The organism is Devosia algicola, assembly GCF_028816455.1.
In the GTDB taxonomy this organism is placed as follows: Bacteria; Pseudomonadota; Alphaproteobacteria; order Rhizobiales; family Devosiaceae; genus Devosia; species Devosia algicola.
The window spans coordinates 1,026,592-1,046,908 of sequence record NZ_CP118246.1; the positions used below are offsets into that span (position 1 = coordinate 1,026,592).

Annotated in this window: 22 protein-coding genes and 2 pseudogenes; 10 read left to right on the plus strand and 14 right to left on the minus strand. The window is 57.6% G+C overall.

The window, feature by feature from the left end; all coding sequences use genetic code 11:
- Positions 1-36: 36 nt before the first annotated feature.
- The 6 genes from PSQ19_RS05355 to PSQ19_RS05380 form a co-directional block, all read right to left on the minus strand.
- The gene (locus tag PSQ19_RS05355) at positions 37-297 is read right to left on the minus strand and encodes a type 2 periplasmic-binding domain-containing protein (RefSeq protein WP_282219914.1); all 261 of its coding nucleotides are present in this window, start codon (positions 295-297) and stop codon (positions 37-39) included.
- A complete protein-coding gene (locus PSQ19_RS05360) occupies positions 260-826 on the minus strand; it encodes a transporter substrate-binding domain-containing protein (RefSeq protein ID WP_282219915.1) in 567 nt (188 codons plus the stop codon). Before PSQ19_RS05360 ends, PSQ19_RS05355 begins: the two co-directional genes overlap by 38 nt.
- A gap of 69 nt (positions 827-895) precedes the next feature.
- Positions 896-1,819: a N(4)-(beta-N-acetylglucosaminyl)-L-asparaginase gene (locus PSQ19_RS05365; protein ID WP_282219916.1), complete on the minus strand. Its 924-nt coding sequence runs from the start codon at positions 1,817-1,819 to the stop codon at positions 896-898.
- Position 1,820: 1 nt separating this feature from the next.
- Complete coding sequence (locus tag PSQ19_RS05370; protein WP_282219917.1) at positions 1,821-2,498, minus strand: amino acid ABC transporter ATP-binding protein; 678 nt, start codon at positions 2,496-2,498, stop codon at positions 1,821-1,823.
- Between the two features lie 55 nt (positions 2,499-2,553).
- Positions 2,554-3,243: an amino acid ABC transporter permease gene (locus PSQ19_RS05375; protein WP_282219918.1), complete on the minus strand. Its 690-nt coding sequence runs from the start codon at positions 3,241-3,243 to the stop codon at positions 2,554-2,556.
- A complete protein-coding gene (locus PSQ19_RS05380) occupies positions 3,243-3,932 on the minus strand; it encodes an amino acid ABC transporter permease (protein ID WP_282210276.1) in 690 nt (229 codons plus the stop codon). The genes PSQ19_RS05375 and PSQ19_RS05380 overlap by 1 nt, the downstream gene beginning before the upstream one ends.
- Positions 3,933-4,161: 229 nt before the next feature.
- Here PSQ19_RS05380 and PSQ19_RS05385 point away from each other — a divergent pair, with 229 nt between their 5' ends.
- The 9 genes and pseudogenes from PSQ19_RS05385 (at position 4,162) to PSQ19_RS05425 (ending at position 11,588) form a co-directional block, all read left to right on the plus strand.
- Entirely contained in the window at positions 4,162-4,947 is a 786-nt protein-coding gene (locus tag PSQ19_RS05385; protein WP_282219919.1) for a DeoR/GlpR family DNA-binding transcription regulator, read from the plus strand.
- On the plus strand, positions 4,944-5,939 hold the full coding sequence (locus PSQ19_RS05390; RefSeq protein ID WP_282219920.1) for an N-acetylglucosamine kinase: 996 nt from the start codon (positions 4,944-4,946) through the stop codon (positions 5,937-5,939). The genes PSQ19_RS05385 and PSQ19_RS05390 overlap by 4 nt, the downstream gene beginning before the upstream one ends.
- 2 nt (positions 5,940-5,941) lie before the next feature.
- Positions 5,942-6,892, plus strand: coding sequence for an SIS domain-containing protein (locus PSQ19_RS05395; RefSeq protein ID WP_282210273.1), 951 nt, complete (start codon positions 5,942-5,944; stop codon positions 6,890-6,892).
- A gap of 2 nt (positions 6,893-6,894) precedes the next feature.
- Positions 6,895-8,164: pseudogene (locus PSQ19_RS19725) on the plus strand (class II D-tagatose-bisphosphate aldolase non-catalytic subunit).
- Positions 8,165-8,571: 407 nt separating this feature from the next.
- Positions 8,572-8,991, plus strand: a complete 420-nt coding sequence (locus tag PSQ19_RS05405; protein ID WP_282219921.1) for a polysaccharide biosynthesis/export family protein — start codon at positions 8,572-8,574, stop codon at positions 8,989-8,991.
- Entirely contained in the window at positions 8,940-9,524 is a 585-nt protein-coding gene (locus tag PSQ19_RS05410; RefSeq protein WP_407649145.1) for a hypothetical protein, read from the plus strand. The genes PSQ19_RS05405 and PSQ19_RS05410 overlap by 52 nt, the downstream gene beginning before the upstream one ends.
- A 115-nt stretch (positions 9,525-9,639) precedes the next feature.
- Complete coding sequence (locus PSQ19_RS05415; protein ID WP_282219923.1) at positions 9,640-9,804, plus strand: hypothetical protein; 165 nt, start codon at positions 9,640-9,642, stop codon at positions 9,802-9,804.
- Positions 9,805-9,849: 45 nt separating this feature from the next.
- On the plus strand, positions 9,850-10,647 hold the full coding sequence (locus PSQ19_RS05420) for a family 16 glycosylhydrolase (protein WP_282219924.1): 798 nt from the start codon (positions 9,850-9,852) through the stop codon (positions 10,645-10,647).
- 194 nt (positions 10,648-10,841) lie between these two features.
- Positions 10,842-11,588 (plus strand): polysaccharide pyruvyl transferase family protein, encoded by a 747-nt coding sequence (locus tag PSQ19_RS05425; protein WP_282219925.1) that lies wholly within the window; start codon positions 10,842-10,844, stop codon positions 11,586-11,588.
- Positions 11,589-11,592: 4 nt separating this feature from the next.
- Here PSQ19_RS05425 and PSQ19_RS05430 read toward each other — a convergent pair whose 3' ends face one another.
- Genes PSQ19_RS05430 through PSQ19_RS05460 form a run of 7 tightly spaced genes read right to left on the minus strand, consistent with a single transcriptional unit; the run spans position 11,593 to position 17,670 of the window.
- Positions 11,593-13,083, minus strand: coding sequence for a lipopolysaccharide biosynthesis protein (locus PSQ19_RS05430; RefSeq protein WP_282219926.1), 1,491 nt, complete (start codon positions 13,081-13,083; stop codon positions 11,593-11,595).
- A gap of 32 nt (positions 13,084-13,115) precedes the next feature.
- The gene (locus PSQ19_RS05435) at positions 13,116-14,114 is read right to left on the minus strand and encodes a glycosyltransferase family 2 protein (RefSeq protein ID WP_282219927.1); all 999 of its coding nucleotides are present in this window, start codon (positions 14,112-14,114) and stop codon (positions 13,116-13,118) included.
- Entirely contained in the window at positions 14,107-14,667 is a 561-nt protein-coding gene (locus PSQ19_RS05440) for an O-antigen ligase family protein (RefSeq protein WP_328517761.1), read from the minus strand. The genes PSQ19_RS05435 and PSQ19_RS05440 overlap by 8 nt, the downstream gene beginning before the upstream one ends.
- On the minus strand, positions 14,549-15,376 hold the full coding sequence (locus PSQ19_RS05445; protein ID WP_282219928.1) for a hypothetical protein: 828 nt from the start codon (positions 15,374-15,376) through the stop codon (positions 14,549-14,551). The genes PSQ19_RS05440 and PSQ19_RS05445 overlap by 119 nt, the downstream gene beginning before the upstream one ends.
- A complete protein-coding gene (locus PSQ19_RS05450; protein WP_282219929.1) occupies positions 15,373-16,578 on the minus strand; it encodes a glycosyltransferase family 2 protein in 1,206 nt (401 codons plus the stop codon). Before PSQ19_RS05450 ends, PSQ19_RS05445 begins: the two co-directional genes overlap by 4 nt.
- Before the next feature lie 34 nt (positions 16,579-16,612).
- Positions 16,613-16,978 carry a hypothetical protein gene (locus tag PSQ19_RS05455; protein WP_282219930.1) on the minus strand — a complete coding sequence of 122 codons (366 nt, stop codon included), beginning with the start codon at positions 16,976-16,978 and terminating at the stop codon, positions 16,613-16,615.
- 20 nt (positions 16,979-16,998) lie between these two features.
- The gene (locus tag PSQ19_RS05460; protein ID WP_282219931.1) at positions 16,999-17,670 is read right to left on the minus strand and encodes a sugar transferase; all 672 of its coding nucleotides are present in this window, start codon (positions 17,668-17,670) and stop codon (positions 16,999-17,001) included.
- Between the two features lie 1,181 nt (positions 17,671-18,851).
- Here PSQ19_RS05460 and galU point away from each other — a divergent pair.
- Positions 18,852-19,783 (plus strand): annotated as a pseudogene (gene galU, locus PSQ19_RS05465) (UTP--glucose-1-phosphate uridylyltransferase GalU).
- Positions 19,784-19,935: 152 nt separating this feature from the next.
- Here galU and PSQ19_RS05470 read toward each other — a convergent pair.
- Positions 19,936-20,316, minus strand: coding sequence for a hypothetical protein (locus PSQ19_RS05470; RefSeq protein ID WP_282219932.1), 381 nt, complete (start codon positions 20,314-20,316; stop codon positions 19,936-19,938).
- Position 20,317: the final 1 nt, after the last annotated feature.

The window sequence follows — 20,317 nt, forward strand, 5'->3', positions numbered from 1 at the left end:
CCGTATCACGGCAGGCCACAAAGATTTGACAGTTGGCTACCAGACGGCGTTGAGCGTTGGTGGCGTGGTGCCCCACCACCTCGTGTAGTATTCATTATAGGTACCCGAGGACACAAATGTCGACGCAAACAGGTCCATCCAGCGCAGGAAGCTGGGGTTGTCCTTGCGCACGCCGATGGTGATCGGATCGGACGAGTAGGTATCGGGCAGGCTCATCATCTGGTCCGCGTAGGTCTTGGCAATCCAGTCGATTCCAAGACTATCCTCGACATAGGCGTCCGCCTTTTTTTGCCTCATGATCAGGATCGCGTCGCCGGGGCTCTCGATATAGACGAGACTCGGCGTCAGGCGCACGAAGCTTTACCATGGCTTCACCGGTCGTGCCGCGACCAACGACAACCTTTTTGCCTGCGAGGCTGTCGAAGCCGGTTATGTCACCATCTTTTTGAACCAGAATGCGAATGCCGGTGCGCAAATAGGGGAAGGAGAAGTCCACTGACTTGGCCCGCTCCGTCGTGGCGGTGATATTGCAAATAATGACGTCGATCTTGTTGGCAAGCAACATTGGAATGCGCGTTGAGCCGGTCACTTCGACGATTTCAAGTTCGACGCCAAGCTTTTCAGCCAACAATGTGGCAACATCCACGTCATAGCCGACGGGCAGGTTCTGTGCATCGCGGAAGCCCGCCGGTTCGGACGTCAGGCATACGCCGGCGCGCACCTTGCCGGCGTCGATGATGGACTGCAGGTCGTCGGCGTGTGCTGCAGTCGCAGTGGCCGCAAACAGGCCAATACCCACCAGCGCTGTTTTGATCCAGGTTTTCATTCGTCTCTCCTCCTAAGTGCACCAAACCGGTGCGGTTGCGTTCCATCGCAGCGTCAGGCTGGCGATTTCCTAGACATCCAGATGTATGGCCACACGCCTCTCGGGGTGTGTCATGCCATCCTCCCAAACCCAGTATTCGACCCCTTTTGCCTCACCGAACGAGGCGACCCGATGCGCGCCTTTGGCATCGATCGCGTGAATGGCTACCCCCCGCAGCAGGCCGCCACGCAGGCGTTTCAAGTCGCGACCGGCCTCATACAATGCATCTTCCAGCGTCAGCCCCATTTTGAGATAGAGCACTACCGAACGAGAGGTGGCGGCGCGGATGGTCATTTCGCCGGTATGAGTGCAGGCGCAGGCGCCATAGGCGCCGTCGGCATAGCTTCCCGCGCCGATGATCGGGCTGTCGCCAAGGCGTCCAGGATACTTCCAGGCCCAGCCTGAGGTGCTGACAGCGCTCGCCATATCACCAGCACCATCGATGGCGAGGAACACGGTTGTGTCCTTCTGATATTCCGGATCGGTGGCCCGTTGGCACAGCGCGGTCAAGGCAATGTCGGGAAATGCTTGACGCTCTCTGGGCGACAGCCACTCTTTGAGACCACGTTGCCACGTGTCACGGCTAGCCTCGGAGAGGTTTTCAGCCGTTTCTGCCCCGATTTCGCTAGCGAACCTTGCTGCCCCGACACCTACCAGAATTTCGTGCGGCAGACGCTCCATGACCGCGCGTGCCACCGACACCGGATTCTTGAAGCCGATAAGTCCGCCGATAGCACCAGAGCGTAACGTCGCACCATCCATGACGGCGGCATCCAGTTCGACCTGTCCTAGAATATTTGGCCAGGAATTATAGCCGACGCTGCGAATGGAGGGGTCGTCTTCGACCATCCGGACCCCGGCCTCAACTGCGTCAAGTGCGCCAACTCCCGCCGCCAGGTCGCGCGCTGTGGTGTCAATACCGACACCGCCTTCATGGTTGGTTAACACGATCATCTCAGTGTTTCATCTTATCGACGAAGCGGCTGATGCGCTCTTCGCTCTGGTGGTTGAAAAACGTTTCAGCGTCGCTATGGGCGACCAGTTTGCCGCCCTCCATAAATGCCACTTTGTCGGCGATGCGACGGGCAAACTCGATTTCGTGGGTTACCAGGATCAGGGTGGTCCCGGTGCCAGCCAATTCCTCGATGACGCGCAGCACTTCGGCTGTCATCTCTGGATCAATCGCGGATGTGACCTCATCGAGCAGCAGATGCTGCGGGTTCATCGCCAACGCCCGGCAGATTCCAACCCTTTGCTGTTCACCGCCGGACAGTTCGGCAGGATGACGATCGCCCTTGCTGGCCAGTCCCACCATATCGAGCAGACCACGAGCCTGCGCCTCGACGTCGGCCTTGTTTTTCCGCAATACCTTGATCGGTGCGAGCGTGATATTCTGCAACGCTGTCAGGTGAGGGTAGAGGTTGAAGTGCTGAAACACCATAGAGGTTTGTTTCTGAATATCGAGCATAGCCCGCTTTTCGCGCACCGATTTGCCATTGACCACAATATCGCCGCCCGAAATCGCTTCGAGGCAATTGATGCAGCGGATTAGGGTCGATTTTCCGGCCCCGCTCGGCCCAAGAATAGCGGTTACCTCGCCATCGGCGAAGTGCATGGAAACGTTGCTGAGCACCTGCAGCGAACCGTAGTGCTTATCGACATTGGAGAGGCTCTATCATCGAATGTCCCTACGCTGCGGCCTGAAACCAGCTGTTCTTGGTCTGCAGGCGCCGTTCGACCCTGGCGGCAAGGACCGACAGGATTTTGGCGAGAATGAAATAGATCAGCCCGATAGCCGGCCAGATCAGGAATGGCTTGAGAGTGCGCGTATAGAGCATGGTGCCAACACGGGTTAAATCGGCCACGCCTATGATCGAGACCAGCGACGTTGTCTGCAACTGGCTAACCGCAAGGTTCATGGTCGGCGGCAGCGCTGTACGAATGGCTTGCGGCAACACGATATAGCGCATGGTCTGGCCGTAGCTCAGTCCAAATGCCCCTGCCGCCTGCCACTGACCCCGCGGCAGGGCGTCAAGCGCAGCCACCAGGTTAACGACGGTAAAGGCGGCGGTGTTAATAGCGACGGTAAAAATGGCCGCCTCTGCGGGACCCGGCGAAAAGGGCGTCACAAGCGGCAGGCCGTAAAACACCAGAAACAACTGTACCAGAAGTGGCGAATTGCGAAATGTTTCGACAAACACCGTCACCAGTTGCGACAGCACTGGCACACGCGCATGGGCGACCAATCCGAGCACGAACCCGAGCCCGATGCCGAGCACCATCGAGGCGCTCCACACCAGCAGCGTCCATTGTAACCCGCGCCAGAGCAGATCGAGGTCGGCCAGCGTAAAATCGACGTTTTGATACATCTCGTACATTATGCCGCCTGCCCCCGAATGACCGGCCGCTCCGCCATGCGAGCGAAAAACAGCGCGTAGACAGCGTTTACCACCGCTGAAACCGTGAATGTGACGGCGCAATAGATCACCAATACCACCAGATAAACCTCGAACGGCTTGAAGGTTTCCGAGGAGATATTGTTGGCGTTCCCCGTCAGGTCGTTGACCGTGATGGTGGACAGGATCGAGGTGGTGAGTACCAGATTTACGAACGCGTTGCCGAGCGGGCGCCAAGCGACACGAAGCGCAATTGGCAAGATCACGTAGCGATAGACCTGGAGCGCCGAAAGTCCGTATGACCGGCCCGCCTCGACGACACCGCGCGGCACCGTCTCAATACCTGAACGCACGATCTCGGCATTACCGGCGGCAGCGGTGAGGCTAAGCGCCAGAATGCCCGTTGTCACCGGTTCGGTAGGAATGCCGATTTCGGGCAGGCCGAAATACAGGAAAAACAGCTGAACCAAAAAAGGCGTATTGCGGAAGAGATCTATATAGCCCGCCGCCAAAATCCGAACAGTGCGATAGCGGGAAATTCGACTGGTCGCGACCAGCACGCCGATGGCAAAACTCAGCACAATTGCGGCGAGAGACACCATCACTGTCAGGCTAAGCCCGGACAGCAGATAGTCCAATCGTGCCAGCACTGGTGAGAAGTCGATCCGCATTGCCCCTCCTGCAGCGAGACAGGGCCCGCCTTGCCTGAAGTTATGTCGCCCGACACCACAACGTCAATCACATAACGCTATTTTTTTGAACTTTTATGATTTAACGCAGCTGATTTCGTCGATACCAGTTACATATGCCACGATACGATCATGTACGGTCATAATCTTGATTGACGATGCCTCGCGGTTACCGTTATTGTCGGATCGCTGATGTTGCTGGGGAAACGGGATGAAAATTGGTCGACTGGAAGCGGTCCGACAGCACCTCTATATCAATGGCGCAAGTACTATTACGGAGTTGTGCGAGGCCGTCGGCGCCTCCGTTGCCACACTGCGCCGCGACTTGATGGTTCTGGAAAAGGGTGGACTGATCGAGCGCGTGCATGGAGGTGCACGCCTGGCGGAAGGAACGGGCATAGAGCTTGGCTTCATCCAACGGGAAAACGCCAACATCGCCGCCAAACGCGCCATCGCCGACGCCGCATTCGAGTTGATCCAACCACATTCAGCAATATTTTTGGACGCCGGCACGACGGTCCTGCAATTGGCCCGCCGGTTACGCCTTAATCCGATGCCGCTGACCGCTGTGACCAATGGCCTGCCGGTAGCGCAGGATCTGATGGGCGTGACGGGAGTGAAAGTCTTGCTGGTGGGTGGCGAACTGCGCCCAGAAAATGCGTCGCTGGTCGGTCCGCACGCCGAAGCACAATTGGACCGCATGCAGTTCGACCAGTTGTTCATTGGTGCCGGTGCCATCAGCGAGGATCCGACCATTTTCACCAAGGATCTTGCCGAGGCCAGCTTGAATGCCCGCATGCTGGCGCGCTCGCGTCAGCGCATAGTTCTGGCCGACGGCAGCAAGTTCGGCCGCAGCGCCACCTATGTAGTGGGCAAATTTTCAAATCTGACCCATGCGATCACCGACGATACGCTACCAACTCGCTGGTGTCAGGAAATCAGGAACACTGGCGTCGAGTTGATCGTTACCGGCGGTTCGGGCGGCGCGGACCCATGACACCCCTCATTCTGGGCATTGATGGCGGTGGCAGCAAGACTCAACTCAATCTGGTCGACCGCACCGGTTTGGTGGTGCATTATGGCCGTGTCGGGGGCACCAATTTGGCCGACAATCCCCACTGGCTTGAGGCGCTCGAAACGCTATTGGCCTCAACTGAGCCGTTCCGATCCGACATTGTGCAGGCAGTCGTAGCGATCGGCGGCTATCGGGAAAACCCGGTGCTTGACCGCCGCGTCGAGGATGCCTTGAAAACCTTACTGGTCGGCATCCCCACCGTGATCGACAATGACGTATATGTCGCCCACGACGCGGCCTTTCTGGGCGCTGGCGGCGTATTGCTGATCGCGGGGACCGGATCAATGGCGGTTTCGCGCTCAGGTGCAGGAACGCTCACACGCACTGGCGGCTGGGGCGAGTTGTTCGGCGACGAGGGCAGCGCCTACTGGATTGGACGCGAGGCGCTCAGCCTTGCAACGCGCGCCCTTGACGGACGTGGACAGGCGACCCGCCTTGTCGACGATCTTCCGTGGCGCTTCGCGGGTGCACCGGAAGATCGTCTTGCGGCCATTTTTGAGTGGATCGGCGCGCTGCACCATCCCCGTTCACAAATCGCGGCGCTCGCCGCCACTACTATTGCTATTGCCGAGGACAACGATCCGGTCGCCAGGTCCCTGATCGATGCCGCGGTTGTACATCTGAGTGCCCATGTGCACGCCGGACGCCGGAGCGGTGGTTTTGGAACAGAAGGTGCCTGGAGCATGCTGGGCGGGCTCAGCGCCAGTCCCTTGATCCGTTCCGGTCTGGAGCGGCAACTGGGGCCGATGGTCACGCCAGCCCTGCCGCCCTGCGGCGGTGCGCTCTGGCGGGCCTCAAAACTGGCCGATTGGTCCATCGACACGCATTGGCTCGCACAATTGGGTCAGCAACTGGGTGCACAGACGCGGCAGCACTCAGTGCCGACAACGCAATTTTCAAATACGGGATCATGAACATGAACGCCACCAAACGCAGCATCGTTGAGCAGTTCGCCCAGTGGCGGGGCCTTGCCGATCAAGGCGTCCGCGCTGAGCCGGGCACTCGCTATGTGGTAGTAGGCTGTGGCACTTCGTTTTATCTCGCCCAGACGATTGCCGCCCAGCTAAACGCCCAGCACATCGACGCAATCGCGGCACCGGGCCATGAGTGGACGATCCGTCCGCACAATTATGCTGTCGGCCCCGTGACCGTGATTGCAGTGTCTCGCAGCGGAGAATCCACCGAAACTGTGGAGGCGGCTCGGGCTAGCCAAGCGCGCGGTTCCAAGGTCATCGGGCTTACCTGTGAGCCCGCCAGTGCGCTGGCGGGTCTGGCCGACGCCGTGCTGATGGCCGAGACGCACCCGGACGAAGGTATCGTAATGACCGCCTCCGCCAGCTTGATGCTATTGCTTGGGCTGCAATTTGCGGGGGTCGAACTGGACTTGCCAGCGCTTGCCGACATGGCGACGGCCACGTTGGATGCCATGCTTGCGGTGAACCTTGACGATATCGGCCAGCGGCGACATCTGGTGTTTCTTGGCGGCGGCGCGCTTTATGGTATTGCCGCAGAAGGCGCCCTCAAGTCCCAGGAAATGAGTTGCACGGTGACTCAGGTATTCCACCCGCTCGAATATCGGCATGGCCCGATCAGCCTGGCCGACGACACCATGGCTATTGTCATGCTGTACGGCGCCGACGATGTCGCCGCTGAGGCCAAATTGACTGACGACGTTCGAGCGCTAGGCGCGCTGGTTATGGCCATCGGCGGGCCAGGCGACGTTGAGATCCCCAATGTCGCTCCTGCGGCGGTACGGGGGCTTGTTAGCCTACCCGCGTTGCAGATGCTGGGCGAACGGCTGGCAGTGCTCCGCCAACTCGATAGCGCCGCCCCACGCCACCTGACCAAAGTGGTCAAGGTTGCCTAGGGATGAGCAGGCTGTCGCCCCATCCGCTGTTGGCACTGCGCAAGTCCCGTGACGCTGGACGGCCCGTTGGACTGGTCTCGGTGTGCTCCGCCCATCCGCTGGTGCTTGAGGCCGCATTGACCGAGGCTCGCGACAGTGGCAGCGTTGCGCTGATCGAGGCAACTTGCAACCAGGTCAATCAGGATGGTGGATATACCGGCATGCGGCCAGATGATTTCAGCGCCCGTGTGCGGGCACTGGCGGATCTTATCGGCCTGCCGCACGACCGAATCGTTCTGGGTGGCGATCATCTCGGCCCCAATCCGTGGACCCGTCTGCCAGCGGCGACAGCGATGGCGCGCGCCGGCGTGATGGTGGCCGCGTATGTGGCGGCGGGATTTGAGAAAATCCACCTCGATTGCAGCATGCGCTGCGCAGATGATCCAGCACAGTTGACTGACGCATTGATTGCGGAGCGCGCGGGCCAGGCTCTGCGCGATAGCCGAACAGGCCGCCGCCCGTCTAGGCACCACCCCCTATTATGTTGTCGGCACCGAGGTGCCACCGCCCGGTGGCGCGATCGAGGTGGAAACCAGCCTGGCCATTACCACGCCTGAGGCCGTGCGCGAAACTATCGGGCTGCATCAAGATGCTTTTAGCCGCCATGGTGTCGCAACGGCCACCGCGCGCATCATTGGCGTTGTGGTCCAGCCTGGCGTCGAGTTCGGCAGCTCAAGCGTGCATTTTTACGACCGCGCTGCGGCAGCCGCGCTGCCCGCTGTTCTGGATGAGTTTCCCGGGCTGCTGTTTGAAGCCCATTCGACCGATTACCAGCGGCCCCAGGGGCTGTCCGACCTGGTCTCTGACGGCTTTGGCATACTCAAAGTTGGTCCCTGGCTGACCTTTGCAATGCGCGAAGCGCTCTACGGGCTGGATGTAATCCGCCAGATAACAACGCCCGAGGCACCGATGCTATGGGCGACCATGGAACGGCTAATGCTGGCCCGGCCCGCCTATTGGCAGGGTCACTATGCCGGCTCCGAAACTCAGTTGCGGCTCGCGCGGCACTACAGCTATAGCGACCGTATTCGCTATTATTGGGATGAAGCCGACGCTCAAACTGCCGTCGCGGACCTGCTCTCGGTCGGCGGCGCCGTCGACGAAACCATGATCAGCCAGTATTGCGGCCGCGTCTATGATGTAGTTCGGGCAAGTCAAAAGTCATCCGATCCACGTTCGCTTGTCCTCGCATCGATTGGCAAGGTGCTGTCCACCTACCGGCTGGCGGTGTAGGACCATTGATCAGTGCCGATTATATGCGCGGGTTCAGAGCACATTCTGACTCCATTTGTAGAACGTCACGGACTATTCTGAATGCTTGATAATCTCCTCGGTCTCCTGTTGCAGGCTTAAAACGCTCAGGTGACCGGCGCAAACCCGTTACAGGTCCATTGCTTCATCCGACGCACATAGCCGGTCGAAATTCTCTCCGCTGCTGCTTCCAATTGGTCACGCTGTTTGCATGTCTGCCTTGAGCTGCGCGCGCAACACTAACGGCTTGCGCAATTACTGGAATGTACTCAGAGGCTTAGTAGGTACCGTCCTCAAGCCACACCACAGCGGATTCTCGCATCTCGCCCCATTGAGGGCATTATCTGGGTCAACCATCCTCACCTGAGTTGAGATGTGAGGACGAGCCCATGCTAGGCGACCGCATAAGAACGCGACGGGCAGTTGTCCATGCGGGCTGGATCGGTCTGACGTTGTTGCTATTAGGCGGTTCCGTCGCCGGTGAACCGTATCTGCTGTCGATTTCCGACAAGATCACCGTAAAGGTCGTTGAATGGCAGGCCGGTGAATCCAAGTTCATCGAACAAACCGCACTGAGCGGCGACTATGTTATCGGGGCGGATGGCAATGCCTCGTTCCCCTTCGTAGGCGCAGAACAAGGCGCGGGCAAAAGTGCAACTGAGTTGGCGACCACCCTGTCAGTCGCGTTGCAGCAAGAGCTGGGACTACCAACAGCCCCGATGTCACCATCGAAGTCGCCGCTTATGGCCCGATTTACATCAGCGGCGACGTTAACACGCCGGGAGAATATCCATTCGCCCCCGGAATGACGGTGATCAAGGCGCTGAGTCTGGCTGGCGGAGATAAGCTTTCCTCGGGTGACGGTGGTCGGCCTGAACGGGAATTGCTGACAACGGCAGGCACACTTGAGGTTTTCAAGGACGAGCATTTGCGGCTTCTGGTGCGACGGGCCCGTTTGGATGCTGAACTTGCGGGAGCCAAGAGCATCACCCTGCCGCCGCAACTGACCGACAAAGAGACCATACAACCCTTACTTGCAGCGGAAGAGGCCATATTGCTGGCCCGCCAGCGCCAGATGGTGGCGCAAACAGTTTCGCTCGACGAAGAAGTGACGGTGCTGACACAGGAAATCAATACATTTGAACAGAAACGGACTGCCACTGAGCGTCAACTTGAACAGGCGCGCGATCAGTTGGCCAAGATCACCCAACTCTCGGACAATGGCCTCGCCCTTTCCTCCCGCGTCAGCAGCCTACAAACCAACGTGTCGGACCTTGAGGGGCGCCTGCTCGATATCGATACTTCACGTCTGCAGGCACGCAAGGATATCGGCGGAGCCTGAGCGCCAGCGCTCGGAATTAAGCGATGCGCGGATATCGGATCTGTCGCTGGAGCGGCAAACAGTCGACGGGCAGATCGCAGCACTCGCGCTCAAGATAGCCAATCAGCAGGCATTGTTGCAGGAAGTAGCGCTCTATTCAGGCGTAGAAATCACGTCCGGCCGCACCCAGCCCACTTCCAGCTATGCCATCATTCGCGACGGGGCGGAAATTGCGGCTGACATGAACACCGATGTGCGGCCCGGCGATGTCATCGTCGCCCGACTTGCGCTGTCGCCATGACGCAATTTCCACGCAGTTTCAATCGATCAGCCTAAAGGCGCTTTCATGACCGACACGACGCACAGAATATCTTGGGCGATTGTCTCGCTTCTGGTGGGCCTGGCCCTACTGCCAAGCACCGCTATGGCCCAGAGCGCCAGTTTTCTGGACGAATTCAAAACGCTTGATACGGGGCGTTGGTACGTTTCAGACGGCTGGGCAAATGGCGACCATCAAAACTGTATTTGGTCAACCGGCATGGTCTGGGCGGCAGATGGGCTGCTTAATGTAGGTTTTGCCCCCGAACCGGAGGGTGACCGCCAATATAGCTGCGGCGAAATCCAAAGCAGGCAGGCCTACGGCTACGGCACATATGAGGCGCGGTTCAAAACACCGACTGGATCGGGTCTCAATGCCGCGTTCTTTACCTATATCGGGCCCCAGCAAGACAAGCCGCATGACGAGATCGACTTCGAAATCCTGCTCAAGGACACCTCGATCGTTGAAACCACCACGTTCGTTGACGGCAAAAGTGGCGACGGCAAGGTTGGTAGCGGCCAGCAACACACCCTGCCCTACAGCGCCGACAGCGATTTCATAGACTATGCGGTAACCTGGGAGCCCAATCATATCCGCTATTATGTCAACGGGGTTCTGTTGCGTACCATGACCGACCCGGCCACCATACCGACCCACCCGCAACGTGTGTTTTTTAGCATCTGGGGTTCCGACACACTCACCGACTGGATGGGCGAGATGGAACCGCCGACCAAAACGCTCGCCATGGCGATCGATTGGGTCGCCTTCACGGCGCAAGGCGAAACCTGTGCATTCGCCCAATCGGTACTGTGCAAGCAGCAATGACCGCGACGCTCGCAATCTTTCAGCAAGACAACAAGAGGCCCTGGCGATGAAACTGGTGTTTTTCCGGGGCATAGTCCCCAATTTTGGCGACGAATTAAATCTGCATGTCTGGCCCTCCTTATTGCCCAAGGGGTTTCTTGACGAGGACGAGAGCGAGGCTCTTTGTCGGCATAGGCTCAATCATTGGCACTCAGATGGATACCAAGGCGCGCAAGTTCGTCATGGGATCGGGCTATGCAGGCTACATGGGATTGCCCGATGTGCATGACGGCACCTGGGACATTCGATTTGTGCGCGGTCCGCAAACGGCCAGCAAGCTGAAGATTTCGCCTGACCTCGCGATCTGCGACAGCGCGGTTCTGTTGCGGGCGATGGAATTACCAGAGGCCGTGGCTGACGTTGGTGTCGCATTCATGCCGCATTATGAAAGCCTTGAGCGAGGCAACTGGGCGGAAGCCTGCCAGATGGCCGGGATCACACTGATCGACGCAACAGATCCGGTCGACAATATCTTGAGCCAGCTGCGGAGTGCAAAGCTTCTGATTACCGAAGCCATGCATGGCGCCATTGTCGCAGACGCGCTTCGCACGCCTTGGATCGCGGCCAAGCCGATATATGGCGGTCACCACATGAAATGGCTGGACTGGGCCGGCGCACTCGACATCGATTTGCGCATGAACCTGCTCAAGCCTACCAGCGTGCTTGAGTATTACATCGCACGGACGGGGCGCGGGGGCAGCCGCGGCAAGGTGGGCAGGTTCACCCAGTCTCCACTCGCCAAATTGCCGAATAGTGTTCTGACGCATGGTGCAGCGCAGCATCTGCAGGCGATGGCAAAGCTTGACCCGCAATTGAGCGCGGACAGCAAGATTGAAGAAGCCACCGAGCGGGCGCAGGCAGCCGTCGCCCGGTTCGTTCACAGCCGCGCCTCGGTCACCTAGCGCGTTACCGGCGGCGCAACGTCGCCTTGATCTCGAGCAGTTTGTGGCGACCGAGCAGTAGCACTGTCGCCGCATAGACCAGGGCACATGTGCCAACGGTCACGCCCAGCCTGACCAGCGGGGCGGCACCTGTTAGCTCGGTTTGAACCAGCCAACCGACCCCGATCATTACAAGCGTCGCAAATACGGGTAATGCAAAACTGTTGAGATAGGCCCAGGGCGACAGTCGCAAGATGCGAACGACCATATAGACGCTGGGCAACCACATGACGAAGTTCTGGATCACCAGTGCGTTGGTCAGGGCGCTGACACCCCAACCGGCAAACAGAAAGACGTAGAGCACCGTCATCGATTGCTTGGCGACCAGGTAATAAAACCAAAGATCGGCCTGCCCCTGGCTCTTGATCAGCGACGACTGCAATACGCCAACTGCTGTCAGCAAACCGAGGGCACAAAAGGCCTGAACCACAGGCACGGCATCGACCCACTGGGGCCCGAAAGCAAAAGGGATCAGATCTTGGGCGACCAGCGCCAGTCCGGAAAATGCCGGAAAAGCGACGATCGAAGACGCGAAGGTGCCGAACAGATAGGCCTCCCGTAGCTTGCCTAGCTCCTGTTGCATGGACGAGAGCAGCGAATAGGAGACGAGGTTCAGCGCTCCAGTGATAAGGTCAGTCAAAATTTGAAAGATGCGCCGCGCAAAGCCATAAATGCCCAAGCCTGCAGGCCCCAGCAGAACGCCAATCAAAAGCTGGTCGATACTGACAGTGCTAATGAAATGGTTGCCGGTCGAAAACAGCCCAAAGGCCCGCAATTGCCTGAGTGCCTTGAGATCAAAGTTCAACCCTGGTCGCCAGCGCGCCGCAATCAAGGCTCCGGCACAGGTGACAATCGACGTCGCCAATTGCGAGAATGCCAGCGCCCAGAGCCCGAAGCCGAACCAGAGCAGCGTCAGACAACCAACAGCCGCCACGAGCGAAGCAATACCCGTGCGAATGGCGATTTTCCTGAACGACATGGCACGTACCAGCAGGCCATTGGGCACAGCGGCCACCATGTCAAAAATAACCCGCAATCCAATGAACGGGATGAGTAGCCCCAGTTGGGGTTCGCCAAAGCTTTTGGCAATAGGCCCTGCCACCGCAACAATGACACCGTAGACCAGCAGTGCCGATACAATGCAAAGCCAAAACACCGCATCTAGATGGCGGTGCGTAATGGTTGCGCGTTGAATTATTGCATCCCGAAAACCCGCTGGTGCCACCGCCATGCCGAAAGTCGCAATGCTTGCAGCAAACGCAACGATGCCAAACTCGGCTGGACCCAACACGCGCGAACTGGCCATGAATACCACCATGCCAAACGCGGCGGGTGCAAAGCTGGACAGCATCGACCACAAAGTACCGCGCATCGCAGCGGCGGCGCGACCGGTTTTGACATGATCTAGATCAGGGCCCGCGGTGACGTCACTTACCGCCATTGCTGAACCGATCAAAATCTGGTCGTCCTCTTTCCGATGCCGAATATTCAGGGCGTGGGTGACGCACTACCACGCTCCTGCACAAAACTGGTGAACTCGGGGGTAATACGGCCAAATAGGCGAATAGCCAGACCGCGCCCGCGCAAACCCCAGTCATCGCGAAGTGGCAATTGACTTGAATTTGGATGGGCGAGCATTGCCTTGGCCATGCCGCGGGCCCGCGCCTGGGGCACAGCTGCAAATAGGGGATTGGTCATGAAGCCGGCACGCTGAGCAGGAGTCGCCGCGTGCCACACTTGCCGCTGCAACGCCTGAATAGAGCGTTTGAGGTCGAGTTCACGTCGTAGATAGGACGAACTCAGTTCAGCGTTGCGCGTCGTCTGTTCTGCGTTCTCGGCCCAAACGGCCAATGGGGTCATCGCCACATACACTGGATCAACAATCGAAAAAGTACGCAAATATTCCTGCAGAGTCGCTGTGCACGCATATTGAATTTCCAGCTGACTGCGCGCGTCATTTGACCAAAACAATCCGCCATTGGAAACGCCGATGCCCACCATCAAGGAGAGGCGGAACTGGTCGGGCTCATAACGGGCCTCCACGAAAAGTTCATCGAGCACACCGCTTTCGCTCAGCTGGGCCTGATCGGTTCCACTGGCCTGTTCAACCGATTGATTACGCAGAACAATCTCCACCCCCTGCCCGCGGCACAGTGAAATGTTCTTAGCGCAGAACGATGGCAATAGAAAATTATCGTCCTCCACAACGCAGAAATAGTCGGCGTGGCGGGGATTTTCGGCAGTGAAACACCCGTCAATGTTCCGAGAGGCAAAACGCTGCGGTACATTGTGGTTGTAATGAACACGGGGGTCGTTGATTGCTTCGCACACCGTCCGACCGGCCTGATCGGGATCATCATCATAGACGTCGCAAACCCAGTTCTGCCAGGTCTGCGCGATCATCGAATCCAATGCCCGCCGCAGGGCGGTCGGGCGTCTATAGGTAGGGGTTCGGATGTGGACCAGTCCGGCTGCAAGTTCACGCATCGATCAGTCCTTTCATGTGCGCGGACGCGCGATTAGCACTAGCAACCATTTGCGCCTGAGCGCGGACCGCCAGCAGGCCTTGGGCCGCATAGATGAAGGTGCAGACGGCTAGGATCGAGCGGATGGAAAATTCGAAAAAGACCTCGACCTCAATGAAGCTGCGCAGGATCATCAATACCTGCAGGCTCAAAAGCATGGCATTAGGCGCGTTGGGTCGCAGTAATGCATAAGTCGCGATCATCAATCCGCCGCCATAGATGATCATCATTTGCAGCGAAAGGCCGATCAGGCCAATCTCTACGGCGTTGGAAATATAGGTATTGTGGAAATTGAACCCGGCGCCAGAGGGGACTAGGAACATGGCCCACAACTCTTCGGCCGGCGCGAAACCGCTGACCCAGAAGGCACGATAGCCCAACCCCTGCAGGGGGCGTTCAGCAATAAAGCTCAGCCCGGTTGCCCAAAGTTCGGTGCGACCCGTCAGCGTAGGGTCTTTGCCTGACTCCTCCAGAACATCGGCCAGCAGGGTATCTCCTGCCGTGACAACCAGCAGCGCCAGTGCCGCCAGCGCAATCCCGATCAGTGCTGCAAAAAAGAGCCTTCTGATAAAGGCTCAAGCGAGCGGTCAGCAGAACCAGAACGATGATCGCCAGACAGGGCACCACCATCATGATCGCGCCAGCCGATTGCGCCAGTATGAGCAGCGGCCCCGAAATCAGCACGCCGCCGAGCGCTGCCAGCCGAAGCAGAAAATGCCCATTGCGGTCGGAAACGATGGCAACTGCGATTAGCACGAACACTGCAATGTGGGCGGCAAAAGCATTTTTACTGCCAAAGATGCCGAGCCAGGCCGAGCCCCCATTATTGCCGATCAGGATGCTCACGACGACACCGATGGCATAAACAACAAACAGGACACGCATCAGCATTGTCGTGGACAGTCGCCCCGTCATGACCACGGCAACCACCAACGTGAAGGACAATTGCAGGCCATATCTCAGCGTGTTGTCAGGATATTGCGACCAAAGGGCCGTGAGCAGGCAATAGACGGGCAGCAGCAGGACAATCCACCAACGAATGACGCTGTCCATAGTTTGGCGAATATTGGTGACGGCCAACATGCCGCCGCACGCGATGAACACCAATGCGGCGAGTGAACCCAGCATTGCATTGAGAACCAACGCCGACAAAGCCAGAAATACCATGATGGCAGCCAAATCGACCGTGAAACGGTTCCCGATGGTGGCTGGACGCGCATTCATGTCACCGGTGCCAATGCATTGGTCGAACTGTCTGATGCCTGGACGCAGGCCAATGGAATAAAGCCAGCCGCATAGTGAGCGGCCCGCCCCGTGCAAACAACGACGATGGGACGACCTCGACCAACATTGGCTAGGTCGACCCATGCCTGGCGTGGACGCGGTTCAGCCCAGTTTGCCGTTTGGATAGGATGATAGGCGGGCACATCGTCTGGTTTCAGTGCCAGTGGGTCGTGAATTGGCTGGTACCCCGCTGTGTTCTTGGGGAGCCTTCCCTCCACAAAGGAGCGCAACAACAACCCGACTAAAGGCGGGGCAGCCAGCATAAGGGATAGAGCCTGCACAGGCTTTCGCCCCTTGATTGCCTGGACCAGATGCTCAAATTGCAAACTTTGCTTCAGTTTGGCGTGGCGGACTGCGAACGCTATCACCAGCGGCCACGGCAAATCACTCAGCCGGTCAACCATGGCGTTCTGGCTGCTGATCATTGCCTCCAGATCAGCAGGAGAAAGCCGATGCGAAATCGAACCACGGTGGCGACGATACAAATAGAACGGTTCTGGCACCACGATCATCTTCGTGCCGCCCAGCAACAGGCGCAGCACTAGATCGTAGTCTTCCCCGATGCGCAGGCTTTCGTCATAGCGAAAATCGCCTAGGACATCGGCGCGAATGAGAGGTTTCAAGTACCCCAAAGGCGCTGTTCCATCAAAGCCTGATCGGATCCATTGTTCCGGCTCAACCTCAAATAGGCAGGTGCGCTGGCGATCCAACAGCAGTGTTGCCGGAGAACCATCCTCGTAAAAGTGCAGTAGATCATCAGCGACTATGGCGGCACCATGTTGATTTGCGGCCGCCACCAACCGCTCAAGGCGCTCATGATGGATAATGTCGTCAGAATCGACAATCGCGATCCAGCGTCCGCGCGCCGCTTCAAATCCGCGATTGCGGCAGCGTGCCGGACCGCTATTGGCCTTGGCTCGGATCAATCGTACGCGGGTGTCAGATTGCACAAACCGCTCAACCAGCCCAACGCTGTTGTCAGTCGACGCGTCATCGCACACGATGAGCTCGAGCTTGCCGATGGTTTGGCGCAGCACTGATTCAATTGCCGGAACAATCTTTGCGCCGGCCTGATAATTGGCCATCACCACGCTGATCAGCGGCGCAGACGATCGTCCCGCATCGGGGCGGTTTGAGCACACATTGTCACCACTTCGTTTGTCGGCTCTGGAGTCGCTAGGCGGACGTTCTGCTCAGGACGCCATCGAATTCGGAAAGCACTTCACTCAATCCGTTGATCTGGAGGTCAATCTGACCGATCCGCCTTTTTGCCGCTGCTGCGTTGGCTTCGGCATCAAGGATCGACTGCTCGTCTTCGCTGCTCCGGGCACCGTAGTCGCCTGAATTGTCGAGTAAATTGCTCGCTTGGGCGTAGGAGACATCCAACCGCTGTTGTAATCCCTGCCGTTCACGCCGCGCGCTAACGATTGCGTCCTCGATCGCGCGCCGAACCGTCATCATGCGGTCCATATCGGTGTTGGCGTCGCGGTCTGGGTTACGGGTCCGAAAAACCTTGGGACGCCAGGAAAGCATGGATGCCATGTTAGTCCCTCCTCAAAAATTCAGCGACTACCGGTCCGTTGGACCACCACTTTGACTGTCTTGAGTAAAATGACCAGATCGCCCGCTAAGGTCCAGTCGCGCACATACTGGCTATCGAGTTGAACGCGCTGATCGTATCCCACCTCGCTCCGACCGCTTATTTGCCACAGGCCCGTTATGCCGGGCCTGGTAGCAGCGTAGGCTTCGATTGCGGACGCGTAACGCTCAACTTCGTCCTGCACGATTGGGCGAGGCCCGACGAGGCTCATATCGCCACGAATGACGTTGATCAGCTGGGGAAGTTCATCAAGACTGGTGATGCGCAAAAAGCGGCCAATCGGGGTAATTCGAGGGTCATCCCGCAATTTTTGCGTCGCGTTCCATTCGGCTCGGGCCTTCGGGAACAGTTCAAGGTGCCGAGCCAGGGCGCGTTGCGAGTCAGTGATCATCGATCGGAATTTCAAACACCGGAACCGCTTGCCGTTGTGGCCAATCCGCTCGTGCCCAAAAAATATCGGACCTCGATCGGTCGAGAACATTATGACGGCAATGAAGAACATGGCGGGTAGGGCAAACAGCAGCATCGTCGATGCAATAAGCACATCGAATGCCCGTTTGGACGCTCCCCCTTTGGGCGCTTGTGCCTTGGAAACCCTGCGCGATATATCAAGTTCGGCATTTAGGATCGGCATGTAGGTATCTCACTATATTGAGTTTCCGGGGACCTTGATGTCGCCTTTTTAGATTATTCACTCTCGACACGAAAACATACTTTGCAGAACCTTTTGAGTTCAGACATCGCATATTTTTCAAATCTCTCGTCGGGGCGCATTCATCCAAGAATTACGCCCACAAACGATCTACTCGACCGCTTCGTTCCGATTTTTCCGCAAGGCGAAGTGCGATATTATTCGACCCGCGCCACAGCAAAGGGACCATGATTGCGCGCATGAATCAACCCTCAGCACGCATAGCTGTAATGTACGGAGATGCCCTAAAAAAGGCCAAATTTCAGCTATCTGCGGTCACTGACAACCCGACAGAATGCGTTGCATAGTTCAGGGGAAAGTCGCCGCTAAACTGACCTATGATAAGATTTGCTTGGTGCATACGCTTTGTAGTTCTGATGGGCGTTTTGGAAATACTGTCGGGATTACCAAACTATAGGTGGAACAAATAAGCGACGCCATTCCAAAGCAGGTAGACCCCTACCCAGCCGAGCGCGAGAATCAAAAAAGCGATCACGCCCCATGGCCATTTGAAGGCTGGACGTTTGATGGGCAACGGTTGGCTCGTCTCTTCGACGACCGGCTCGTCTCGCCCGTCTTTCCGCATTTCTGCTCCCTTTTTGAGGCTTCTGCCTCGCTCAGCGCTGTGGGCGCACTCTCGTTCAAATACCTTAACGCAATGTGAGGCCGGCGCTGACGCCCGAGACTTCGTCCCGCGCCCAGAGATAGGCTCAATCGCCACGATTCCCCGGTTTGGGGCTAAACTGCCTTACACAGTGCTTCAAAGTTTCAATCGCGTCGGTACATTGCTCATCAGTCGGTCAATACAGTGCGCTCGGGCGAGACACAATAGATCACGCATCACTCTTTTTTGTATCTTGAAGAACGGATTCAGGAAATAATAGAATCTACTTTATAATATTCCATAAATCTCGAAACGAGATATTACCGCTTGGTCGAGTTTAGAACTAGTACTTCACAATACATTTGTGAATATGTGGCTAAAAAGTGTCCATTTGCGGCGAATTTGTGCCAAACTAGGCGAATTTAAACTATTCATTTGATGCATCATTGCTATGCGTGACCGTCGATAATTTTAGATGGACTTGCGCGGTGCGTTATGGTGCCCTTCAACTGTTTTCCAAATGCTCAATCAGGAGTTTGCCGTGGTTAAGCGCGTCAGAACAGGTGTCTTTCCCGTCGCCGGTCTGGGGACCAGATTGTTACCGGCAACGAAGGCAATGCCCAAAGAGATGCTGACGGTGGTGGATCGCCCGCTCATCCAATACGCAGTCGACGAGGCCCGGGACGCCGGTATCGAACATTTCGTCTTCGTCACAGGACGTAATAAGGGGGTGATCGAGGATCACTTTGATCGCCAGTTCGAGCTTGAAACTACCTTGGAAACTCGCGGCAAATCCGCAGCGCTTTCAGAATTGCGCCGGGATTTACCTTCTGCCGGGCGAACCAGCTTCACCCGACAACAGGAGCCACTAGGGCTGGGTCACGCAGTCTGGTGCGCCCGCCAGATTGTAGGGAGCGAGCCATTTGCGCTGCTACTGCCCGACATGCCTTTCAACTGCAGACGGGGCGTTCTGGCACAAATGATGGATACCTACGAGGAAACTGGCGGCAATTTGATCGCGGTTGAAGAGGTGCCGATGCCCGAAGTCTCGTCATACGGGGTGGTTGCACGCGGTTCAGGCCTGACCAGAATTTTCGCCTGGAGGGAATGGTGGAAAAGCCCAAGCCCGACGCAGCGCCGTCCAACCTGATCATTTCCGGGCGATATATATTGCAACCAGAGATTTTTGATCTGCTGGCCGACCAAACCATCGGCGCGGGAGGCGAAATCCAGTTGACCGATGCGATGCAGACGCTGATGCAGCGACAGCCTTTCCGCGGGGTCAAATACGAGGGACAATCCTTCGACTGCGGCTCCAAAATTGGCTTTCTCACCGCCAATGTGGCCTATGCGCTGGGTCGCAATGACATAGCGGATGATTTTCTGGTCGCGTTGGCCAAGTTGGAACTTGATACAGTCTTGTCAGCGGGCTTCACCACGGCCGCTGAATAGAAGCGTCGTAACCTATTAGATGGCGCGACGGTTCCAACCCAGTCGCGTCTTTTTTTGTCGGCGTCGCGATCAGCGCGCGACAGGTTCAGCGGTATTTTCGACTTGGTAGTAGGCTCTGGTAGACGTCCACGAAACGCTCCACGCTCCCAACATCACTGTAGCGAGGGAGCCTTCTTGAAATCGACCTTGTTGAGCACGACGCCCAGAACGCCGTCCACCAACTCGGGCTCCCGGTCAAGCAGGGCGCGGACCAGCCTGCGCGGCGTCTTGCCCCATTCGGCCACAAGGATAAATCCATCTGTCCACGGCAGTACGGACATCGCATCGACTACCGGGCCTAACGGCGGCAGGTCGATTACAACATAGTCAAACTCGCGGCGTGCTTCGATCAGAAATGCCTGCATCTCGGGTGAGGATAAAAAGTCATTGGTGCGACCGACGACGCCCGAGGTATTGGCGGGCACTGTGACCAACCCGGTATCGGCACTGGTCTCCGCTACTTCCCGCCAGCTTTTACCGTCAGCCAGATCCATC

What these genes read in the sequence shown, in the direction of transcription:
- PSQ19_RS05455 (WP_282219930.1), bottom strand. Translation starts at nt 16,978, where the DNA reads ATGGCATCCATGCTTTCCTGGCGTCCCAAGGTTTTTCGGACCCGTAAC.
- PSQ19_RS05435 (WP_282219927.1), bottom strand. Translation starts at nt 14,114, where the DNA reads ATGCGTGAACTTGCAGCCGGACTGGTCCACATCCGAACCCCTACCTAT.
- PSQ19_RS05470 (WP_282219932.1), bottom strand. Translation starts at nt 20,316, where the DNA reads ATGGATCTGGCTGACGGTAAAAGCTGGCGGGAAGTAGCGGAGACCAGT.
- PSQ19_RS05355 (WP_282219914.1), bottom strand. Translation starts at nt 297, where the DNA reads ATGAGGCAAAAAAAGGCGGACGCCTATGTCGAGGATAGTCTTGGAATC.
- PSQ19_RS05385 (WP_282219919.1), top strand. Translation starts at nt 4,162, where the DNA reads ATGAAAATTGGTCGACTGGAAGCGGTCCGACAGCACCTCTATATCAAT.
- PSQ19_RS05425 (WP_282219925.1), top strand. Translation starts at nt 10,842, where the DNA reads ATGGATACCAAGGCGCGCAAGTTCGTCATGGGATCGGGCTATGCAGGC.
- PSQ19_RS05375 (WP_282219918.1), bottom strand. Translation starts at nt 3,243, where the DNA reads ATGTACGAGATGTATCAAAACGTCGATTTTACGCTGGCCGACCTCGAT.
- PSQ19_RS05405 (WP_282219921.1), top strand. Translation starts at nt 8,572, where the DNA reads ATGCTAGGCGACCGCATAAGAACGCGACGGGCAGTTGTCCATGCGGGC.
- PSQ19_RS05365 (WP_282219916.1), bottom strand. Translation starts at nt 1,819, where the DNA reads ATGATCGTGTTAACCAACCATGAAGGCGGTGTCGGTATTGACACCACA.
- PSQ19_RS05460 (WP_282219931.1), bottom strand. Translation starts at nt 17,670, where the DNA reads ATGCCGATCCTAAATGCCGAACTTGATATATCGCGCAGGGTTTCCAAG.
- PSQ19_RS05395 (WP_282210273.1), top strand. Translation starts at nt 5,942, where the DNA reads ATGAACGCCACCAAACGCAGCATCGTTGAGCAGTTCGCCCAGTGGCGG.
- PSQ19_RS05380 (WP_282210276.1), bottom strand. Translation starts at nt 3,932, where the DNA reads ATGCGGATCGACTTCTCACCAGTGCTGGCACGATTGGACTATCTGCTG.
- PSQ19_RS05420 (WP_282219924.1), top strand. Translation starts at nt 9,850, where the DNA reads ATGACCGACACGACGCACAGAATATCTTGGGCGATTGTCTCGCTTCTG.
- PSQ19_RS05390 (WP_282219920.1), top strand. Translation starts at nt 4,944, where the DNA reads ATGACACCCCTCATTCTGGGCATTGATGGCGGTGGCAGCAAGACTCAA.
- PSQ19_RS05360 (WP_282219915.1), bottom strand. Translation starts at nt 826, where the DNA reads ATGAAAACCTGGATCAAAACAGCGCTGGTGGGTATTGGCCTGTTTGCG.
- PSQ19_RS05445 (WP_282219928.1), bottom strand. Translation starts at nt 15,376, where the DNA reads ATGAATGCGCGTCCAGCCACCATCGGGAACCGTTTCACGGTCGATTTG.